The organism is Porphyromonas canoris (assembly GCF_000765975.1).
Taxonomy (GTDB): domain Bacteria; phylum Bacteroidota; class Bacteroidia; order Bacteroidales; family Porphyromonadaceae; genus Porphyromonas_A; species Porphyromonas_A canoris.
Window position 1 is genome coordinate 244,374 of the sequence record NZ_JQZX01000009.1, and the last position, 15,258, is coordinate 259,631.

At 47.8% G+C, this 15,258-nt stretch carries 9 protein-coding genes; 7 read left to right on the forward strand and 2 right to left on the reverse strand.

The features are described 5' to 3' along the window. Positions 1 to 26: 26 nt before the first annotated feature. Together HQ29_RS05850 and HQ29_RS05855 are read right to left on the reverse strand one after the other, a co-directional pair. Complete coding sequence (locus HQ29_RS05850) at positions 27 to 2,156, reverse strand: type IA DNA topoisomerase (protein WP_036868224.1); 2,130 nt, start codon at positions 2,154 to 2,156, stop codon at positions 27 to 29. A 34-nt stretch (positions 2,157 to 2,190) separates the two neighbouring features. Next, entirely contained in the window at positions 2,191 to 3,585 is a 1,395-nt protein-coding gene (locus tag HQ29_RS05855) for a DUF3945 domain-containing protein (protein ID WP_036868227.1), read from the reverse strand. Between the two features lie 249 nt (positions 3,586 to 3,834). Here HQ29_RS05855 and HQ29_RS05860 point away from each other — a divergent pair, with 249 nt between their 5' ends. The 7 genes from HQ29_RS05860 (at position 3,835) to HQ29_RS05895 (ending at position 15,230) form a co-directional block, all read left to right on the forward strand. Beyond that, positions 3,835 to 4,524 carry a TetR/AcrR family transcriptional regulator gene (locus HQ29_RS05860; protein WP_052089891.1) on the forward strand — a complete coding sequence of 230 codons (690 nt, stop codon included), beginning with the start codon at positions 3,835 to 3,837 and terminating at the stop codon, positions 4,522 to 4,524. 400 nt (positions 4,525 to 4,924) lie between these two features. Continuing rightward, positions 4,925 to 7,294: an efflux RND transporter permease subunit gene (locus HQ29_RS05870; protein ID WP_036845235.1), complete on the forward strand. Its 2,370-nt coding sequence runs from the start codon at positions 4,925 to 4,927 to the stop codon at positions 7,292 to 7,294. A gap of 20 nt (positions 7,295 to 7,314) precedes the next feature. Beyond that, a complete protein-coding gene (locus HQ29_RS05875) occupies positions 7,315 to 9,093 on the forward strand; it encodes an ABC transporter ATP-binding protein (RefSeq protein WP_036845234.1) in 1,779 nt (592 codons plus the stop codon). Next, positions 9,086 to 10,810: an ABC transporter ATP-binding protein gene (locus tag HQ29_RS05880; RefSeq protein ID WP_036868230.1), complete on the forward strand. Its 1,725-nt coding sequence runs from the start codon at positions 9,086 to 9,088 to the stop codon at positions 10,808 to 10,810. The genes HQ29_RS05875 and HQ29_RS05880 overlap by 8 nt, the downstream gene beginning before the upstream one ends. Before the next feature lie 22 nt (positions 10,811 to 10,832). Then, the gene (locus HQ29_RS05885; protein ID WP_036845232.1) at positions 10,833 to 11,618 is read left to right on the forward strand and encodes an outer membrane lipoprotein-sorting protein; all 786 of its coding nucleotides are present in this window, start codon (positions 10,833 to 10,835) and stop codon (positions 11,616 to 11,618) included. Next, entirely contained in the window at positions 11,618 to 12,877 is a 1,260-nt protein-coding gene (locus HQ29_RS05890; protein WP_036845229.1) for a DUF1302 family protein, read from the forward strand. Before HQ29_RS05885 ends, HQ29_RS05890 begins: the two co-directional genes overlap by 1 nt. 10 nt (positions 12,878 to 12,887) lie before the next feature. Next, complete coding sequence (locus tag HQ29_RS05895; RefSeq protein ID WP_036845226.1) at positions 12,888 to 15,230, forward strand: TonB-dependent receptor; 2,343 nt, start codon at positions 12,888 to 12,890, stop codon at positions 15,228 to 15,230. Positions 15,231 to 15,258: the final 28 nt, after the last annotated feature.

Sequence of the window (15,258 nt, forward strand, 5' to 3'; positions counted from 1 at the left end):
TGGCAAAATTAGCAAATTACGGGGAGTTACCTTCGGGATTTGCCCGTTTTCTTGCGTTCAGGGAAGATGAAGACCGTCTTGAACTCTCCGTCCAAAGAGAGCGAAGCCTCGAAGCTCTTACCTGCTTTGGAGGTAAAGCCCTTAATGACACCTGTCTCCCCGTTCACCGCCAATTGCGTCAGTTGTTCGTCTGTGAGGCTCTTGCCTGCCACATTGCGGAAAAGGGTTAGCCCGCAATCGGCCTCGGAACATTTGGCACATCGAGGATAGAAGACCAGTGAGCCTTTTCCGCATTTGGGGCAATGGATGTCGCTCTGTTTCTTGGGAAAGAGGATTTTGGAGGAGAGCAGTTCGTCGGTAATCTGTGTGGCATAGCTTTCGATGCCCTTGCGGAAGTCTCGCTCTTTCAATTCTCCCCGTTCGATTTTCGCCAAGTCCGCTTCCCACTGTCCGGTCATCTCGGCATTGCCGATTTTCATCTCCCGAACGATGGAATAGACGGCAAGTCCTTTCTCCGTGGGGACGAGCGACTTCTTTTGGCGCACCATGTACTCGCGAGCAAAGAGGGTTTCGATGATGGCTGCACGGGTAGCGGGCGTCCCGATGCCGCAATCCTTGAGTTGCGCACGCAGTTCCTCGTCCTCCAACTCCTTACCTGCCGTCTCCATAGCTGCCAACAGTGAACTTTCCGTATGCAGGGGCTTGGGCTTGGTCGTCCCTTGTGCCAGCGAACAGGCGCAGAGCGGGAGTTGCTCGCCTTCCTCCCATTGGGGGATGATGATGCCTTCCCCATTTTCTCGACTTTCTCGTTCTTCAGCTTCCTCCTGCTCCTTGTCTTTTTTCCTGCTGTTTTTGAGGATGGCACGCCAACCCTCTTCCTTGATGATTTCACCTTTGAGGATGAACTTCACACCTTCACAGATGGCAGTAACCGTACTGACATCTTTCACGCAACGGGCGGAAAAGGCTTCAAGCATACGTCCGACTATCATATCGTAAATGACCGCCTCGTCTCCAAACATGTCTATCGGCTTCTTGCCCGTGATGAGCAGGGCATGGTGGTCGGTCACTTTCTTGCCGTCCACAGAATGCGTATTGAGGTCGGTCAGTCGGCGGGCATGAATGCCCCAGACGGGATGGTCGTGCAAAAAGGCTATCAAAGCGGGAATTTCGGCAAAGACATCTTCGGGAATATATCGGCTACCCGTGCGAGGATAGGTGATGTATGCCTTTTCGTAGAGTTTCTGCGCCAAAGAAAGGGTCTGTTCTGCCGAATAGCCGAACCGGCTGTTCGCTTCTTTCTGTAAGGTGGTCAAGTCATACAGAAGCGGTGGTTCCTGTTTGGTCTCTTTGCGTATTACCGTCTCCACGGTGGCAACAGAAGCATTTCGGAGTTTCTCATACAGGGCGGTGGCTTCTGCCTTATCGAACCAGCGGTCAGCGGAGGAGAAGCGGAAGCTCTCATCTCCCTCCTTTACAGCAAGGCTGAGTTGCCAGAATGGCTGTGGCTCGAACTTCTTGTTCTCCAAGAAACGGGAGCAGACCATACAGAGAGTCGGAGTCTGAACCCTGCCCAAGGAGTAGGTGCCACGCCCGGCGGCAATGGATATGGCTTGGGTGGCATTGATGCCCACCAACCAGTCGGCTTCGCTGCGGGCACGGGCGGCATAATAGAGATTGTCATACGCCGCTCCGCTTTGAAGATGGGCGAGCCCCTCTTTGATGGCTTTGTCCGTAAGCGAGCTGATCCACAGACGTTCGAAGGGTTTAGAGATGCCGAGATACTCGTAGATGAACCTGAAGATTAACTCACCTTCCCTTCCTGCGTCGGTGGCGACGATAATGCCTTCGCACGCTCGGAAGAGTTTTTCAATGACTTTCAATTGGGCGACTGCCGCAGCGTCGGCTTTATAGCCTTTATCATCCTTGATTTGACGGGGAATAAGGGTAAATACGGGAGGAAGAATCGGCAGGTTTTCTTTGTGGAAACCCTTGATGCCGTAGGCTTCGGGCATGGCTGCCGTTATCAGGTGTCCCAATGCCCACGTAACGGCATAGCCGCCTCCTTCGATATAGCCGTTTTTCTTGTTGGTTGCCCGAACAACGCGAGCGATTTCACGAGCTACGCTCGGCTTTTCTGCTATAATGACTTTCATTTGTTCTTACTTTTTGGATGTTAGTGGTGGCGGATTACATTTTCATTCCCTTGGAACGTTTTTTCTCTTCTTGCTTTTGTTCCTGCCCTGTGGTAGGCTCTGTCTGTCCCTGCTTGAGCGGCTCCCTCACATGCTTGGTAGCCTCGTTGGTCTTGCCTTCGGAATTGACAGCGACCTGCGTGCGGGAAGCATTGTCGGGAATGACCTCTTTGGTTTGGGACTTGTCGGGATTCCATTTGAGGAAATTGAACTTGTTCTGCTCGAAATTCGGACGCACATAGGCATTGAAAGGTTCTCCCTTCTTGTCGATAAGCCCGGTCATATAGACCGTCTGCCCTGCTTTGAGCTTCGCTTGTTCTTCGGGAGAGATGTCGCGTCCCAGCATCTTCTTGGGGACACGCAGTTCTTTCTGCTCTGTCTGTTCCTGCCCTTCGGAGACTTGTCTTTGTCGTTGTCCCTGCTTGGGAGAGCCGAAACGAAATTCAATCGACCGCTTGTCGGCATTGAATTGAAGGTTGGCATTGAAATGCTTTCCCGTTTTGGAGGTCATACCCTCCACGTAGATACTCTTGCCTTCCGACAACTCCTTTTTCTGCTCGTCGCTCAGCTTCACGCCTTTGATTTCATCGGGGATGCGTACCCTATCGGCACTCAGGGCGATGATGTCGTTCGTCAGGCGGTCAATGCTTACGAAACTGCGGGTCGGCTCATCTTTGCCGGGGAAGGTCAGCTCCACGGTACGACCGAGGTTGCCCGTTTCTCTGAGGGCTTTCTTGTCCTCGTCGGTGAAGGTATGCCCGAAGAATTCACGCTCCAATTGCGGCTCCTTGCGGATGGCATGGACGACAGGGATAAACGTACCGTCTCCGGAGGCTTTCAGAGAAAGACGGGCATCGGTGTAGAGGGAGACTTCGCCGATTTTAATGCTGATGGGAACAAGCGGAGTCTTGCGGTATTGAAGCAGGTCATCAAGATGCTTGCCTTTTTCCAAACTCTCACGGCTCACGCCCATCTGCTCGAACTGATCCCACTTCACCTTATCGGGGTCAATGCCTTGGAAGGACTGTTTCTGCTCCCCTGCATAGTCCGCAGGATTGATACGGGCAGAGTCCAGCATCTCCTTATTGGAGGGGACATCCGGTGCTTTGAGCATCTCCGAGAGTACGCGTGCACTGGCAACGGCACTCTCAAAAGGCACTTTGAAGAAGTTCAGCGGTGTGGGGTTCTTGAACTGCCGCATGAAGTTGGAAAGGAAGTTCTCCAGCGCATTGCTGTGCTTGTCGAACTTCAGGAAACTCTGTTCATGCTCGGCGGTGGGCGGTACGGTTTTCAGTCCACCTTTTTCATCTGCTCCGGCTACGGCTCGGAGGCTCTCGTTCTTCTGATCCTTGACCAAAAGGATTTCTTGGTCCTTGATTTTTTCGTCCATATTACAATGTGTTTAATGACACCAACATCGGTGCATGGGCAAAAGTAAATCAAAGAAACAGTGTATGTTAGAGGGTTGAGATAACTGCGTACTTGTGGCGTCGATATGGATAGAAGTGGCTCCTTACACTGTGTGTGGGCAAAACTATAGCATCACGAAGAACCGACAAAAATCACCTTTTTTAGGTATTGTCTATGCAAGGAAATATTAAGAACTTTGCAACTAAATTGAGACAATGTATATCGATCTATGCAAACGCCAAAGGATTATACACGCAAGTTATTGCTAAAAACAGCTCGGGAAGCCTTTCTCCAAAAAGGATACAAGGCTGTGTCTATGCGTGGAATTTCCAAACTATCGGGTGTTGGTCTGAGCAATATATACAATTACTATCCCTGTAAAGATGATTTGCTGGCTGTTGTCCTACATCCGCTTTTAGAGGCGATGAACGGCATGCTGGACAATCATAACCGGAACGAAAGTCTTTCCCTTGAAATTTTCACCTCTGAGGAGTATCATCGTAAATCCATGCAGGAGGTGATGGGCATTATAACCCGTTATCGCAAAGAGTTTAAGTTGCTGTTTCTCGACACACAAGATTCCCGATTCAATGACTTTTGGGAGCGGTGGATTGAAAAAAGCACTGCAATCGGCATGGAATATTTGGAGAGAATGAAAGAACTCTATCCGGACTTACACACCCAGATTTCTCCATTCTTTATACATTTCACTTGTTCTTGGTGGATTAATATGATGAAAGAAGTGGTACTGCATGAAGAACTCTCCCAAGAGGAAATAGAATGTTTTATTGGTGAGTATATCCACTTTAGCACGGGAGGATGGAAAAAGCTCATGAATGTGGAATGTAACAGAGAAAAGAAAATGGTTGGAAGTAAGACTTCCTCCTATTCCAGTAGAATAAAAACAAACAGTATATGAGTGTCACTAATATTATTAACAATGAAGAATTAACTCTTATACAGGGAGTAGGTGGACTTTTCCTTTGTGAGGAATCTTGGGTTACGCAAAATCGGAGAAACGCCCATCGCAAAGAGATTTCGGATAAAGATATAATTACAATGAAAAACGAAAGTAACGGAACTGAATGTTCTCGGACAGAATTATGGCACTTACCTTAACTATCAAATGTATGAAACGGGATGTTTCAATAACATATATATTCCATAGAACGAGTCGCCCACTTAGGGCGGCTCGCTTTGTTTTTGAACAGGACGGACTTTTGTTCGTTTTTGAGCCAACAACCACGAAGCGATTATCAGAAGCCGGATCGCTTTTATCCGCCTTCAATGAATGAAACAACTTACAAATAACAAGTGATATGAAAATAGAAAAAATCAACGATTGGTTTGCCCGTCGGGGCAAATGGATGGTACAAAGACGATGGCTGGTACTAAGCTTATTTATCCTCTTCTTTGCCATAGGATTTACAGGATTAAGATACTTCAAAGTGAGTGCTTCGTGGGAGGATTACTTCCTCGAAGATGATCCGATGCTTGTCAAGACCGAAGAGTTTAAGGAGATATTCGGCAATGACAATTTCGCCGCAGTACTGACCCGATGCGACAATTTGTTTACGAAAGAGAATTTGGAACTTATCCGTGAACTCACCAACGAGATGATGGACAGCCTTTCGTATGCCGACAAAATAACGTCGCTCACCGACATCGAATTTATGGTGGGCAGTGAGGAGGGTATGACTATCGAACAGATTGTCCCCGAAACAATACCGTCAGATCCGGCAAAACTAGAAGAGATACGCCACAAGGCTTACCTGAAACCCCACGTTGCAGAACGGCTCGTTTCCAAAGATGGAACGCTCTCATGGATCATACTCAAGCTGCGTACTTTCCCAGAAGACTCGGTGTGGAACAAGGGGAAGAATGCCGTTGCTCCTGAGGTGCTGACGGGTAACGAGCTGGAGCATATCATCACCAAGGACAAATACCAAAAGCTCCATCCCAAGGGAACGGGACTGCCCTATGTTACCGCTATGAAAATGAAATGGATAAGTAAGGAAATGCCCCGTGTACTGGGTATCGCCACCCTAATCTCCATACTTATCCTGCTATTAGTAACGCGCTCCTTTAGAGGAGTGGTCGTGCCGCTTGTCACAGCTGTAGGCTCCATCATCATCGTGTACGGTATGTTAGGTTACGTGGGTATGACGATAGATAGTGGCATGGTGATGATTCCCATGCTATTGACATTTGCCGTTTCCATTGCATACAACATCCACGTGTATTCTTATTTCAAACGCCAATTCCTCATACATGGAAAGAGGACACAAGCAGTAGAAGAAACTGTCAGGGAAATGGGATGGCCGGTGCTGTTCAGCGCACTCACCACCTTTGCCGCCTTGCTTTCCTTCCTCGCCATACCGATGCAGCCTATGCGTTTTATCGGTATAGCTACTTCTTCATGCGTGATGATGGCGTTCTTTATAGCCATTACATTGATGCCTGTGCTCCTTAGTTTTGGTAAGGACGGAAAACCGCATCCCAAAATGCAGGAAACAGGAGGACGATGGTTGGACAGAAAATTAGAGAAGGTAGGTATCGGTGTACTTAAACATGGTACTTTGATACTATGGCTTACCGGAGTGATCACAGTCGCTCTTATCTATCAATTCACAAAAATAGAGACCGCCTTTGACGTGGAGCGAACCATGGGGCGAAAGATAGCTTACGTCAATAACCTTTTGGAAGTGGGTGAAAGCGAACTTGGGTCTGTCTATACCTATGATGTGATGATAGAACTGCCTGATAATGGATTGGCAAAATCGCCCGAAATCCTAGTGCGATTAGATTCCTTAGCACAACACGTAGACAGGTATAAATTAACCAAGCGCACAACCACGGTATTGAATATCCTCAAAGACCTGAACCAAACCCTGCACGATGGGGATGCCTCTTATTATACTATCCCTCACAATCCTGAAGAGGTGGCACAGTTGCTACTCCTTTATGAAAATGCAGGAGGTAGTGAGGCAGAGTACTGGATCGATTATGATTATCGGCGCCTTCGCCTGATGGTCGAGATGAATTCATACGATTCCGGAGAAACAGAACGGGAGTTGAACGATATAGTTGCTCATGCCAAAAAGCTTTTCCCGAAAGCCACAGTCACTACCGTAGGCAGCATTCCACAGTTTACGGCGATGATGCAGTATGTAGCTCGCGGACAGATGGTTTCTTTCGCTATTTCACTTCTGATTATCGGCATCCTGATGATGCTTGTCTTCGGCAGTGTACGTATCGGACTTATCGGTTTGATACCCAACCTTACCCCGGCTTTGGTGGTAGGCGGTCTGATGGGATGGTTTGGCTATCCGTTGGATATGATGACCGCCACCATCATGCCGATGATTCTCGGATTGGCAGTAGATGATACCATTCACTTTATCAACCACGGGCATTTGGAGTTCGACCGCCGGGGCAATTACCGGGAGGCTATCCTCCGTTCGTTCCGCACTATTGGAACACCGATTGTGCTGACAAGCATAGTGATCTGTACCAACTTTGCCGTCTATACTACTTCTGAAAGCCTTTCCTTTATACACATGGGGGTACTCTCCGTGGCAGGTATTGTATCGGCACTGCTTGCCGATCTCTGTGTCACTCCCATATTGTTCCAAAAGTTCAACCTGTTCGGTAAGGAGACAAATACAAACGAAACTCGGGTTGAATGAACAAACATAATTGAATACAAATGAATACTACAAAAAAACAGAAGAAAACGCCCGTTTTGAAGCGGTTGCTGCCATACGCAGGCAAGAAGGGCTATATGCTTCCGCTGGCGATGATTTTTTCAGCCCTATCGGGTATTATGGTGCTGATGCCTATGGTTTATATCCATAAGATTGTCAGCGGGATTATTTTGAGCAATAGTGTCGATGGAGTTTCCATACGGTACTATGCAATTCTGGCGGCGAGTTTTGCCGCAGCAGGAATGCTGCTCTATTTCTTTGCGCTAATGGTATCCCACCTCTTCGCTTTTGAGGTAGAGGCGAACATCATCAAGCTCAGTGTGAAGAAGATGATGGCGAAACCGTTGGGCTTTTTCGCCAACCGCGAAAGCGGTAACCTACGCAAAACCATTGTCGATGGAGCGGGCGAGACCCACACCATACTGGCGCATCAGCTGCCGGACTTTGCCATGACCATCGTTTCGCCCATCGTGCTGTTGGTATTCTTCTTCCTTTTCGACTGGCGATTAGGCTTGGTGAGCCTGATACCGATGGTCATAAGCATGTTGTTGATGGCAACCATGAGCACCAAAAAGGGTATGAAGATGCGGGAAGAATACTACGAAGGACTTGCCAACCTTTCCGCCGAGTCGGTGGAGTACGTGCGCGGCATACCGGTCGTGAAAACCTTTGCCCAGAGCGTGGAGAGTTTCGAACGTTTCTATTCGCTCATCGTAAAGATGAAAGATTTCGTGGTACGGTGGAGCATGGGATTCAAAAACAAAATGTCGCTGTACGAGGCAATTTCAAGTTCCACAGCATTCTTCTTGGTACCCGTTGCCATCATGCTGTTCACCACAGGCGGCGACATGCGGCAGGTGCTGGGCAATTCTGTTATCTATCTGTTGATAGGTCCAGTATTCGGTGTTTTTATGATGCGTAGTGCATCTATTCAAAACTTCATCTACTTGGCCGAGTTGGCATTGGATAAAATTGACGTCGCTTTGGATTACGACGACTTCGCTTATGGCAGAAAAACTGCAATTGAAGATGGTCTGGAGTTCAGGAACGTCTCGTTTTCATACGGGAAAGAAAAAGTGCTGGACAATGTGTCTTTCAAAGTGAACAAAGGAGAAACTGTTGCCTTGGTCGGTGTTTCTGGAGGCGGAAAAACCACCGTGGCACGTCTGGCAGCCCGTTTCTATGATGCCGATGAAGGCGAAATTTTAGTCGGAGGCACCAACATCAAGGAATATGAGAAAACGGCGCTGATGCGAAAGATCGCTTTTGTATTCCAAATGTCCAAGCTCTTTAAGATGAGCCTGCGCGAGAATTTATTGTTGGGTAATCCCAACGCCAGCAATGAGGAGATAGAGCAAGCTCTTGTCAGGGCCGGAGCCAAAGAGATTGTCGATAATTTAGAAAAGAGCTTGGATACGGTTTACGGTACCAAGGGGACCTATTTCTCAGGCGGTGAAGCCCAACGACTTTCCATTGCGAGAGCTTTCCTGAAGAACGCCGATTTTGTCATCCTTGACGAGGCGACCGCTTTTGCCGACCCCGAAAATGAGCATATTATTCAGGCTTCGTTCAGGGAACTGTCAAAGGACAAAACCACATTAATGATTGCCCATAGGCTCTCTTCCGTGGTTAATGCCGATAGAATCCTTGTGATGGAGAACGGCAAAATAGTGGAAAGCGGTACACATAACGAATTATTAACCCAAGGTGGTGCCTACAAAAAGCTGTGGAACGAATATCAAAAAGCTGCCAACTGGAAAATAGGAGGTAAAAATGAATAATTTCTTAAAGCAAAAATATGCCATGTCGGATCAGGGAGCGAAGAACTTGAAAAAATCTATCTTCTCGCACACGATCCTGAATCTGACCAAGATGTTTCCACCCATCGTCGGATTTATGTTTCTGTTTCAGTATCTGGGCGGTCTGGAAGGCATTCCCGCACCGGCAGAACTAACTCTTGCCGACTATATTGTCATCATCGTAGTGATGCTGTTGGTGATGTTTATCGTGGCAAGGTGGGACTATGTGCGCCTTTACGACAATGTTTATAACGAGAGTGCCAACTCGCGCATCGACATAGCCAACCGCCTGAAGAAACTGCCACTTTCTTATTTCGGCAAGCGCGATGTGTCCGACCTTTCGGCAACCATGATGAGCGACTTGCAACTTTATGAACAGATATTTTCGCACTCCGTACCGCATATCTATGCCACTTCCATTTCCACGATTATCGTTTCCATTATGATACTCGCCTACAATTGGCAGCTCGGATTGGCGGCATTGTGGGTTATTCCCGTCTCGTTGCTGCTCTTTTCCCTTTCTAAAAGGAAACAACGGAAAGCCATGGACGCATGCGTGAAAACCGGTCGCGAAGTGTTCGACGATTTGCAAGAGAAAATAGACCAAATACAAGAAATCAAATCCTATAACCTGGAAGATCGGTCACTAAACGAGTTCTGCCACAAGCTGGACAGCAATACCCGTACAAAGATGAAAGGGGAGTTCTACGCCGGTATTGCCACGTCATTGGCAGGCATGTTGATGAAGCTCGGCATCGTCACGGTGGCGATTGTCGGCGCCAATATGCTGATTGCCGGACAAATCAACATCCTCGTCTATATCGCCTATCTCATCCTTACGGCAAGCATCTACCTGCCTATCGAGGGAATCCTCACCTTTATGGCGATGATCGTGGCGCTCGACGGCGTGGTGACGCGTATCAAAGAGATTAAAACCATGCCCGTTCAGGAAGGCAAACAGGAAATGAGTCCCAAGGATTACAGCATTGATTTCGAAGACGTCGTGTTCGGCTACGAGGACCATACCGTCATCAACGGCGTGAGCTTCACCGCCAAGCAAGGCGAAGTTACCGCCTTGATCGGTCCTTCCGGAAGCGGCAAAACCACCCTCACCAAATTAGCAGCTCGTTTCTGGGATATTCAGCAGGGTAAGATACTGTTGGGTGGCGAGGACATCAGCCGGATAGACCCCGAAACGCTGCTGAAAAACTACGCCATTGTCTTTCAGGATGTGGTGCTGTTCAACACCAGCATAAAAGAGAATATCCGCGTAGGAAGAAAGGGAGCTACGGACGAGGAGGTGGCCCGCGTTGCCAAAATAGCCCGCTGCGATGAGTTTATCGACCGCATGCCCGAAGGCATGGACACCATTATCGGCGAAAACGGCGAGCGGCTTTCCGGCGGCGAGCGCCAGCGCATCTCCATAGCAAGGGCCATACTGAAAGATGCTCCCATCATCCTGATGGACGAGGCCACCGCCTCGCTCGACGTGGAAAACGAAAACCTGATACAGGAGGCTTTGTCGGAGCTGATTAAAAACAAGACGGTCATTGTCATCGCCCATCGGATGCGTACTATTCGCGGAGCCGATAAAATAGTGCTGCTTAATCAAGGCAAGATTGAGGCTATGGGCACTGACGCAGAGTTGCAGGCACAATCAGCGACCTATCGGAAGATGCTTGAAAAGTCAATGGTATAAAATCAACAACAAAATATCAATCATGATGAAAAGAATTATTTTAACAAGTTTGGTGGTATTGGCTTTTGCCGCCACGGCAATGGCTCAGACGGGCAGAGAGATTGCCCAAAAAGTAAAAGACCGTCCCGATGGCGATACCCGTCAATCGGAATTGGTGATGAAACTGATTAATAAGCGCGGAGCAGTGCGCGAGCGCAAACTGATTTCTTATTCCATCGACGTGGGCAAAGGAAAGAAAGACCGCAAGAGCATTATGTTCTTCCAATACCCCGGTGACGTAAAAGGTACGGGGTTTCTCACGTGGGATTATGACAACCCCGACAAGGACGATGATAAATGGCTCTACCTGCCCGCCATGAAGAAAACCCGACGTATCAGCGGCTCGTCTGCTAAGCAAGATTACTTTATGGGCAGTGACTTTACCTATGATGATATGGGCAGTCGCAACGTGGATGAGGACACGCACAAACTGCTGGGTAAAGAAGAAATAGATGGGCATAAGTGTTGGAAATTGGAATCTACGCCCAAAGACAAACGCGAGATTTATTCCAAGAAAATAGCCTTCATACGCCAAGACTGTCTGATAGCCGTCAAGGTGGAGTATTATGACAAAATGGGGAAGCTGCACCGCCGTCTTGAATTATCGGACATTGCCAAAGTAGCAGGATTCTGGGTTGCACAGAAGCTACACATGACAAATGTGCAGACAGAGCATCAAACGATTCTTGAAATTAAGAATCCCAAGTATGACCTTCCCATGGAGGAGACAAAATTCAATGTTACCACTTTGGAGAAAGGTAGGTTCTGATGACAAACACAAGTAATCGTTCTATAAAGTTTTTGCTGCTGTTTCTCTCACTCTTGTCCCTACACGCCGCATGGGGACAGGAAGAAGGGGTTTCATCGTGGCAACTCAAAGGCTTTGTTGATACCTATCATGCCGCCCGTTCCGAGAAGCCGAACGACTTTATGTCTTCACGCACCCGGGTAAAGGGTGAAATAGGGAAAAGTTTTGGCAGTTCGACGCTCTTTGTCTCGTTCAATGCCACCCACAATGCCTTGCTGAAGGAACGCACGGGGTTTGAACTGCGGGAGGCATATCTCGACCACAGAGAGGAGCACTGGGGCTTTCGCCTCGGTCGGCAACTGGTCATTTGGGGTGTGGCAGACGGAGTGCGCATTACCGACTTGGTTTCTCCGATGGATATGACGGAGTTCTTGGCACAGGACTACGATGACATCCGTATGCCGGTCAATGCCCTGCGCTTCTTTGTCTTTAATGAGAAGATGAAGTTAGAGCTGCTTGCCGTACCGACCTTCGAGGGGTATAAGTTGCCGACCGATGCCGGAAATCCATGGAGCGTGCTGCCTAAAAATACCGTTCAGCCCCTTGTCTGGCACGAGGACGGAAGCCACCCAAAGTTCCGTTTTTCCAACATGGAATATGGAGGAAAACTTTGCTTTACCTTGCCGGGAGTGGATTTTTCCATTGCTGCCTTGCATACGTGGAACAAGATGCCTGTGATTACCTACCGATCTTCAGGTACCCACATGGCCGTATCTCCACGATATTACCGCATGGGATTCTTCGGAGGAGATATATCCAAGCCGTTGGGGCAGTTTGTCCTACGTGGCGAAGCAGCATTCAATGTGGACAAGCATTTCAGCTACAAACCCGAGGCGGGAGCTATGGAGCAGAAGGGCTTCAACACGGTGAATTATCTCGTGGGCGTGGATTGGTATGCGCCTCATGAATGGATGGTGATGGCGCAGTTTTCTTCGGAAAGTATTCTGCGATATGAAAATCAAATAGCACAACCTCGTCATCAGTCACTCCTCACGCTCAATGTGTCTAAAAAACTGTTGGACAGCACATTGCAATTATCCAACTTCACCTATTTCGACCTCAACCACAAGGGATGGTTCAGCCGCTTTACCTCCTCCTATGCGCTGAATGACCACATCCAACTATCGGTAGGTTATGATTGGTTTGGAGGCAATGAGGGGATATTCGGTAGGTACAAAAACAATTCAGAAATATGGGCAAAGGCAAAATATAATTTTTAGCAATAAAACAATGAAACAGAAAGTACTCTATCTTTTCTTATCACTAATGCTCATGAGCCTTAGTGTCTCCGCTCAAACAGGGGGAGGACGGATTGCGGGCATAGTTATCGACGATTCAGGCGAAGAACCGCTACCCGGTGCAACCATCTTTATAGAGGAACTGAAAAAGGGCGTTGCAGCAAATGGGCATGGGGAGTTCTCTTTTTCTGACATCCCCCCAGCCACCTATACGCTTACCGTGAAATTTATGGGTTACCACGCGCAAACCAGTAAGATCACAGTAGGTAAGGAGAGAGGCAAGAAAATCATCATCCGCATGAAAGCCCAATCCCAATCGCTTGAAGAGGTTATTGTGATGGGCAAGAGCGAAGCCCGTAAGATACGGGAGCAGGCAATGCCTATATCCGTAATCAGCATGAGTCAGATACAAGGAACGGTCAACAATGTGCAGGATGTTCTGGCAAAGACTGCCGGTATCACCGTGCGGACGATGGGTGGTGTGGGCAGTGCTTCTCGTATTTCGGTACGTGGGTTGGAAGGAAAACGTATTGGACTTTTCATTGACGGGCATCCGATGAACGATAATTCCGATTTTATCGACATCAATGATATTCCGGTGGAAATGATTGATCGCATTGAGATATATAAAGGTGTTGTTCCCGCCAAGTTCGGAGGATCTGCCGTGGGAGGAGCCGTAAACATTGTCGTCAAAGAGTATCCTCCCAAGTATTTGGACGTGAATTATTCTTATGGAAGTTTCAATACCCACAAAGCATCTGTGGTGAGCAAGATGAACATTGCTTCAAAAGGTATCGAGTTCGGGTTAGGAGGTTTTTATAACCATTCCGACAATAACTACAAGATGAAGTCTCCCTTCCAGGAGGGGCTTACGATAACCCGAGATCACGACAAGTTTAAGAAGACGGTTATCGGCGGCAGCTTTAAGGCTCGGAAGTGGTGGTTTGATTTGGTGGAATTTGAACCTGTCTTCATACATACCTATAAGGATATACAGGGGATAGAGTCAAATATTCAGTATGCCCACAGCCATTCCAACGCTTTTATTTTCGCCAATAAGATGGAGAAGGACAACTTTCTCTTGGAAGGGCTGGACTTGGATTGGCAACTGGGATATATTTACACCAACTATAATTTTGCCGATACCGCCTCTCATCGCACACATTGGGACGGAACGCATTATCCGGCGGCTTCCAAATTTGGTGGCGAAATCGGCAAATGGGCTTCATTATTGACGAATGATAAGCACCAATTACAGCACAAATTGAATCTCAACTATCTTGTCAATGAAAACCATTCGGTCAACTTTAACTCTTTGCTGAAATATGCCCGTGCCAACCCCAAGGATGTAATAAAGGACAAGGTCATTGGCTACCGTACTGAATTTCCAAGCAATATGCTCAACTGGGTGGCGGGATTGAACTACGACTATCGCTCTTCAGACGATAAGTTCCTCAATTCTGTCAATATCAAGTATTACCACTATTTGATGAAAACGCGGATGGCAAGTATTCTTACAAATTCAGCGGAAGATATAGATACTCGCAAGAATGATTTCGGCATCAGCAATGCGCTTCGTTACCGTATCACTCCCACCCTGATGGCAAAAGCGTCACTCGGGTATGATGTAAGGCTTCCATCGGAAGAAGAACTGCTGGGCGATGGATATGTAATAGCTCCTGCGGGCAATTTGATTCCTGAACGCAACACAAGTGTAAACGTGGGAATGATGTTTGACCTGACAGGAAAGTCTCCCAGCAACATGCAAGTAGAAGTAAATGGTTTTTACATGTATCTACAGGACATGATTCGCTTTACGGGAGGCTTCTTGCAATCGCAGTATCAAAATTTTGGCGAGATGAGGACTCTTGGTGTGGAAGCAGAGGTGAAAGCCGATGTCACACGTTGGCTCTATGGTTACGTAAACGCGACCTATCAAGACCTGCGAGATATGCGTAGGTATGAACAAAACACCACCATTGCCAATCCGACGAAGGGCAGCCGTATGCCCAATATACCTTATCTGATGGCAAATGCAGGACTGGAGTTTCACAAGGAGAATCTATTCGGAGGCAGAGGAATGAACACGCGCATATTTACCGATGCCTCATTCGTGGAAGAATACCTTTATGATTTCGAGCAAAGCCAGTTCCAGCAGCATCGCATACCGAGAACCTTCTCATGCAGTATGGGCTTTGAGCAGAGTTTCGGCAATGGACGCTACTTCATTATGGGGAAAATAAACAACCTGACCGATACGCAAATGATCAGCGAATTCAATCGCCCCTTGCCAGGACGTAGTTTCATCGTCAGATTCAGATATGTGTTCAAGTAATCAATCATCTAATAATCAATTAAACAAA

Bases quoted from the DNA above. Each gene is read 5' to 3' on its own strand.
- HQ29_RS05850 (WP_036868224.1), bottom strand. From the start codon at position 2,156: ATGAAAGTCATTATAGCAGAAAAGCCGAGCGTAGCTCGTGAAATCGCT.
- HQ29_RS05855 (WP_036868227.1), bottom strand. From the start codon at position 3,585: ATGGACGAAAAAATCAAGGACCAAGAAATCCTTTTGGTCAAGGATCAG.
- HQ29_RS05860 (WP_052089891.1), top strand. From the start codon at position 3,835: ATGCAAACGCCAAAGGATTATACACGCAAGTTATTGCTAAAAACAGCT.
- HQ29_RS05870 (WP_036845235.1), top strand. From the start codon at position 4,925: ATGAAAATAGAAAAAATCAACGATTGGTTTGCCCGTCGGGGCAAATGG.
- HQ29_RS05875 (WP_036845234.1), top strand. From the start codon at position 7,315: ATGAATACTACAAAAAAACAGAAGAAAACGCCCGTTTTGAAGCGGTTG.
- HQ29_RS05880 (WP_036868230.1), top strand. From the start codon at position 9,086: ATGAATAATTTCTTAAAGCAAAAATATGCCATGTCGGATCAGGGAGCG.
- HQ29_RS05885 (WP_036845232.1), top strand. From the start codon at position 10,833: ATGATGAAAAGAATTATTTTAACAAGTTTGGTGGTATTGGCTTTTGCC.
- HQ29_RS05890 (WP_036845229.1), top strand. From the start codon at position 11,618: ATGACAAACACAAGTAATCGTTCTATAAAGTTTTTGCTGCTGTTTCTC.
- HQ29_RS05895 (WP_036845226.1), top strand. From the start codon at position 12,888: ATGAAACAGAAAGTACTCTATCTTTTCTTATCACTAATGCTCATGAGC.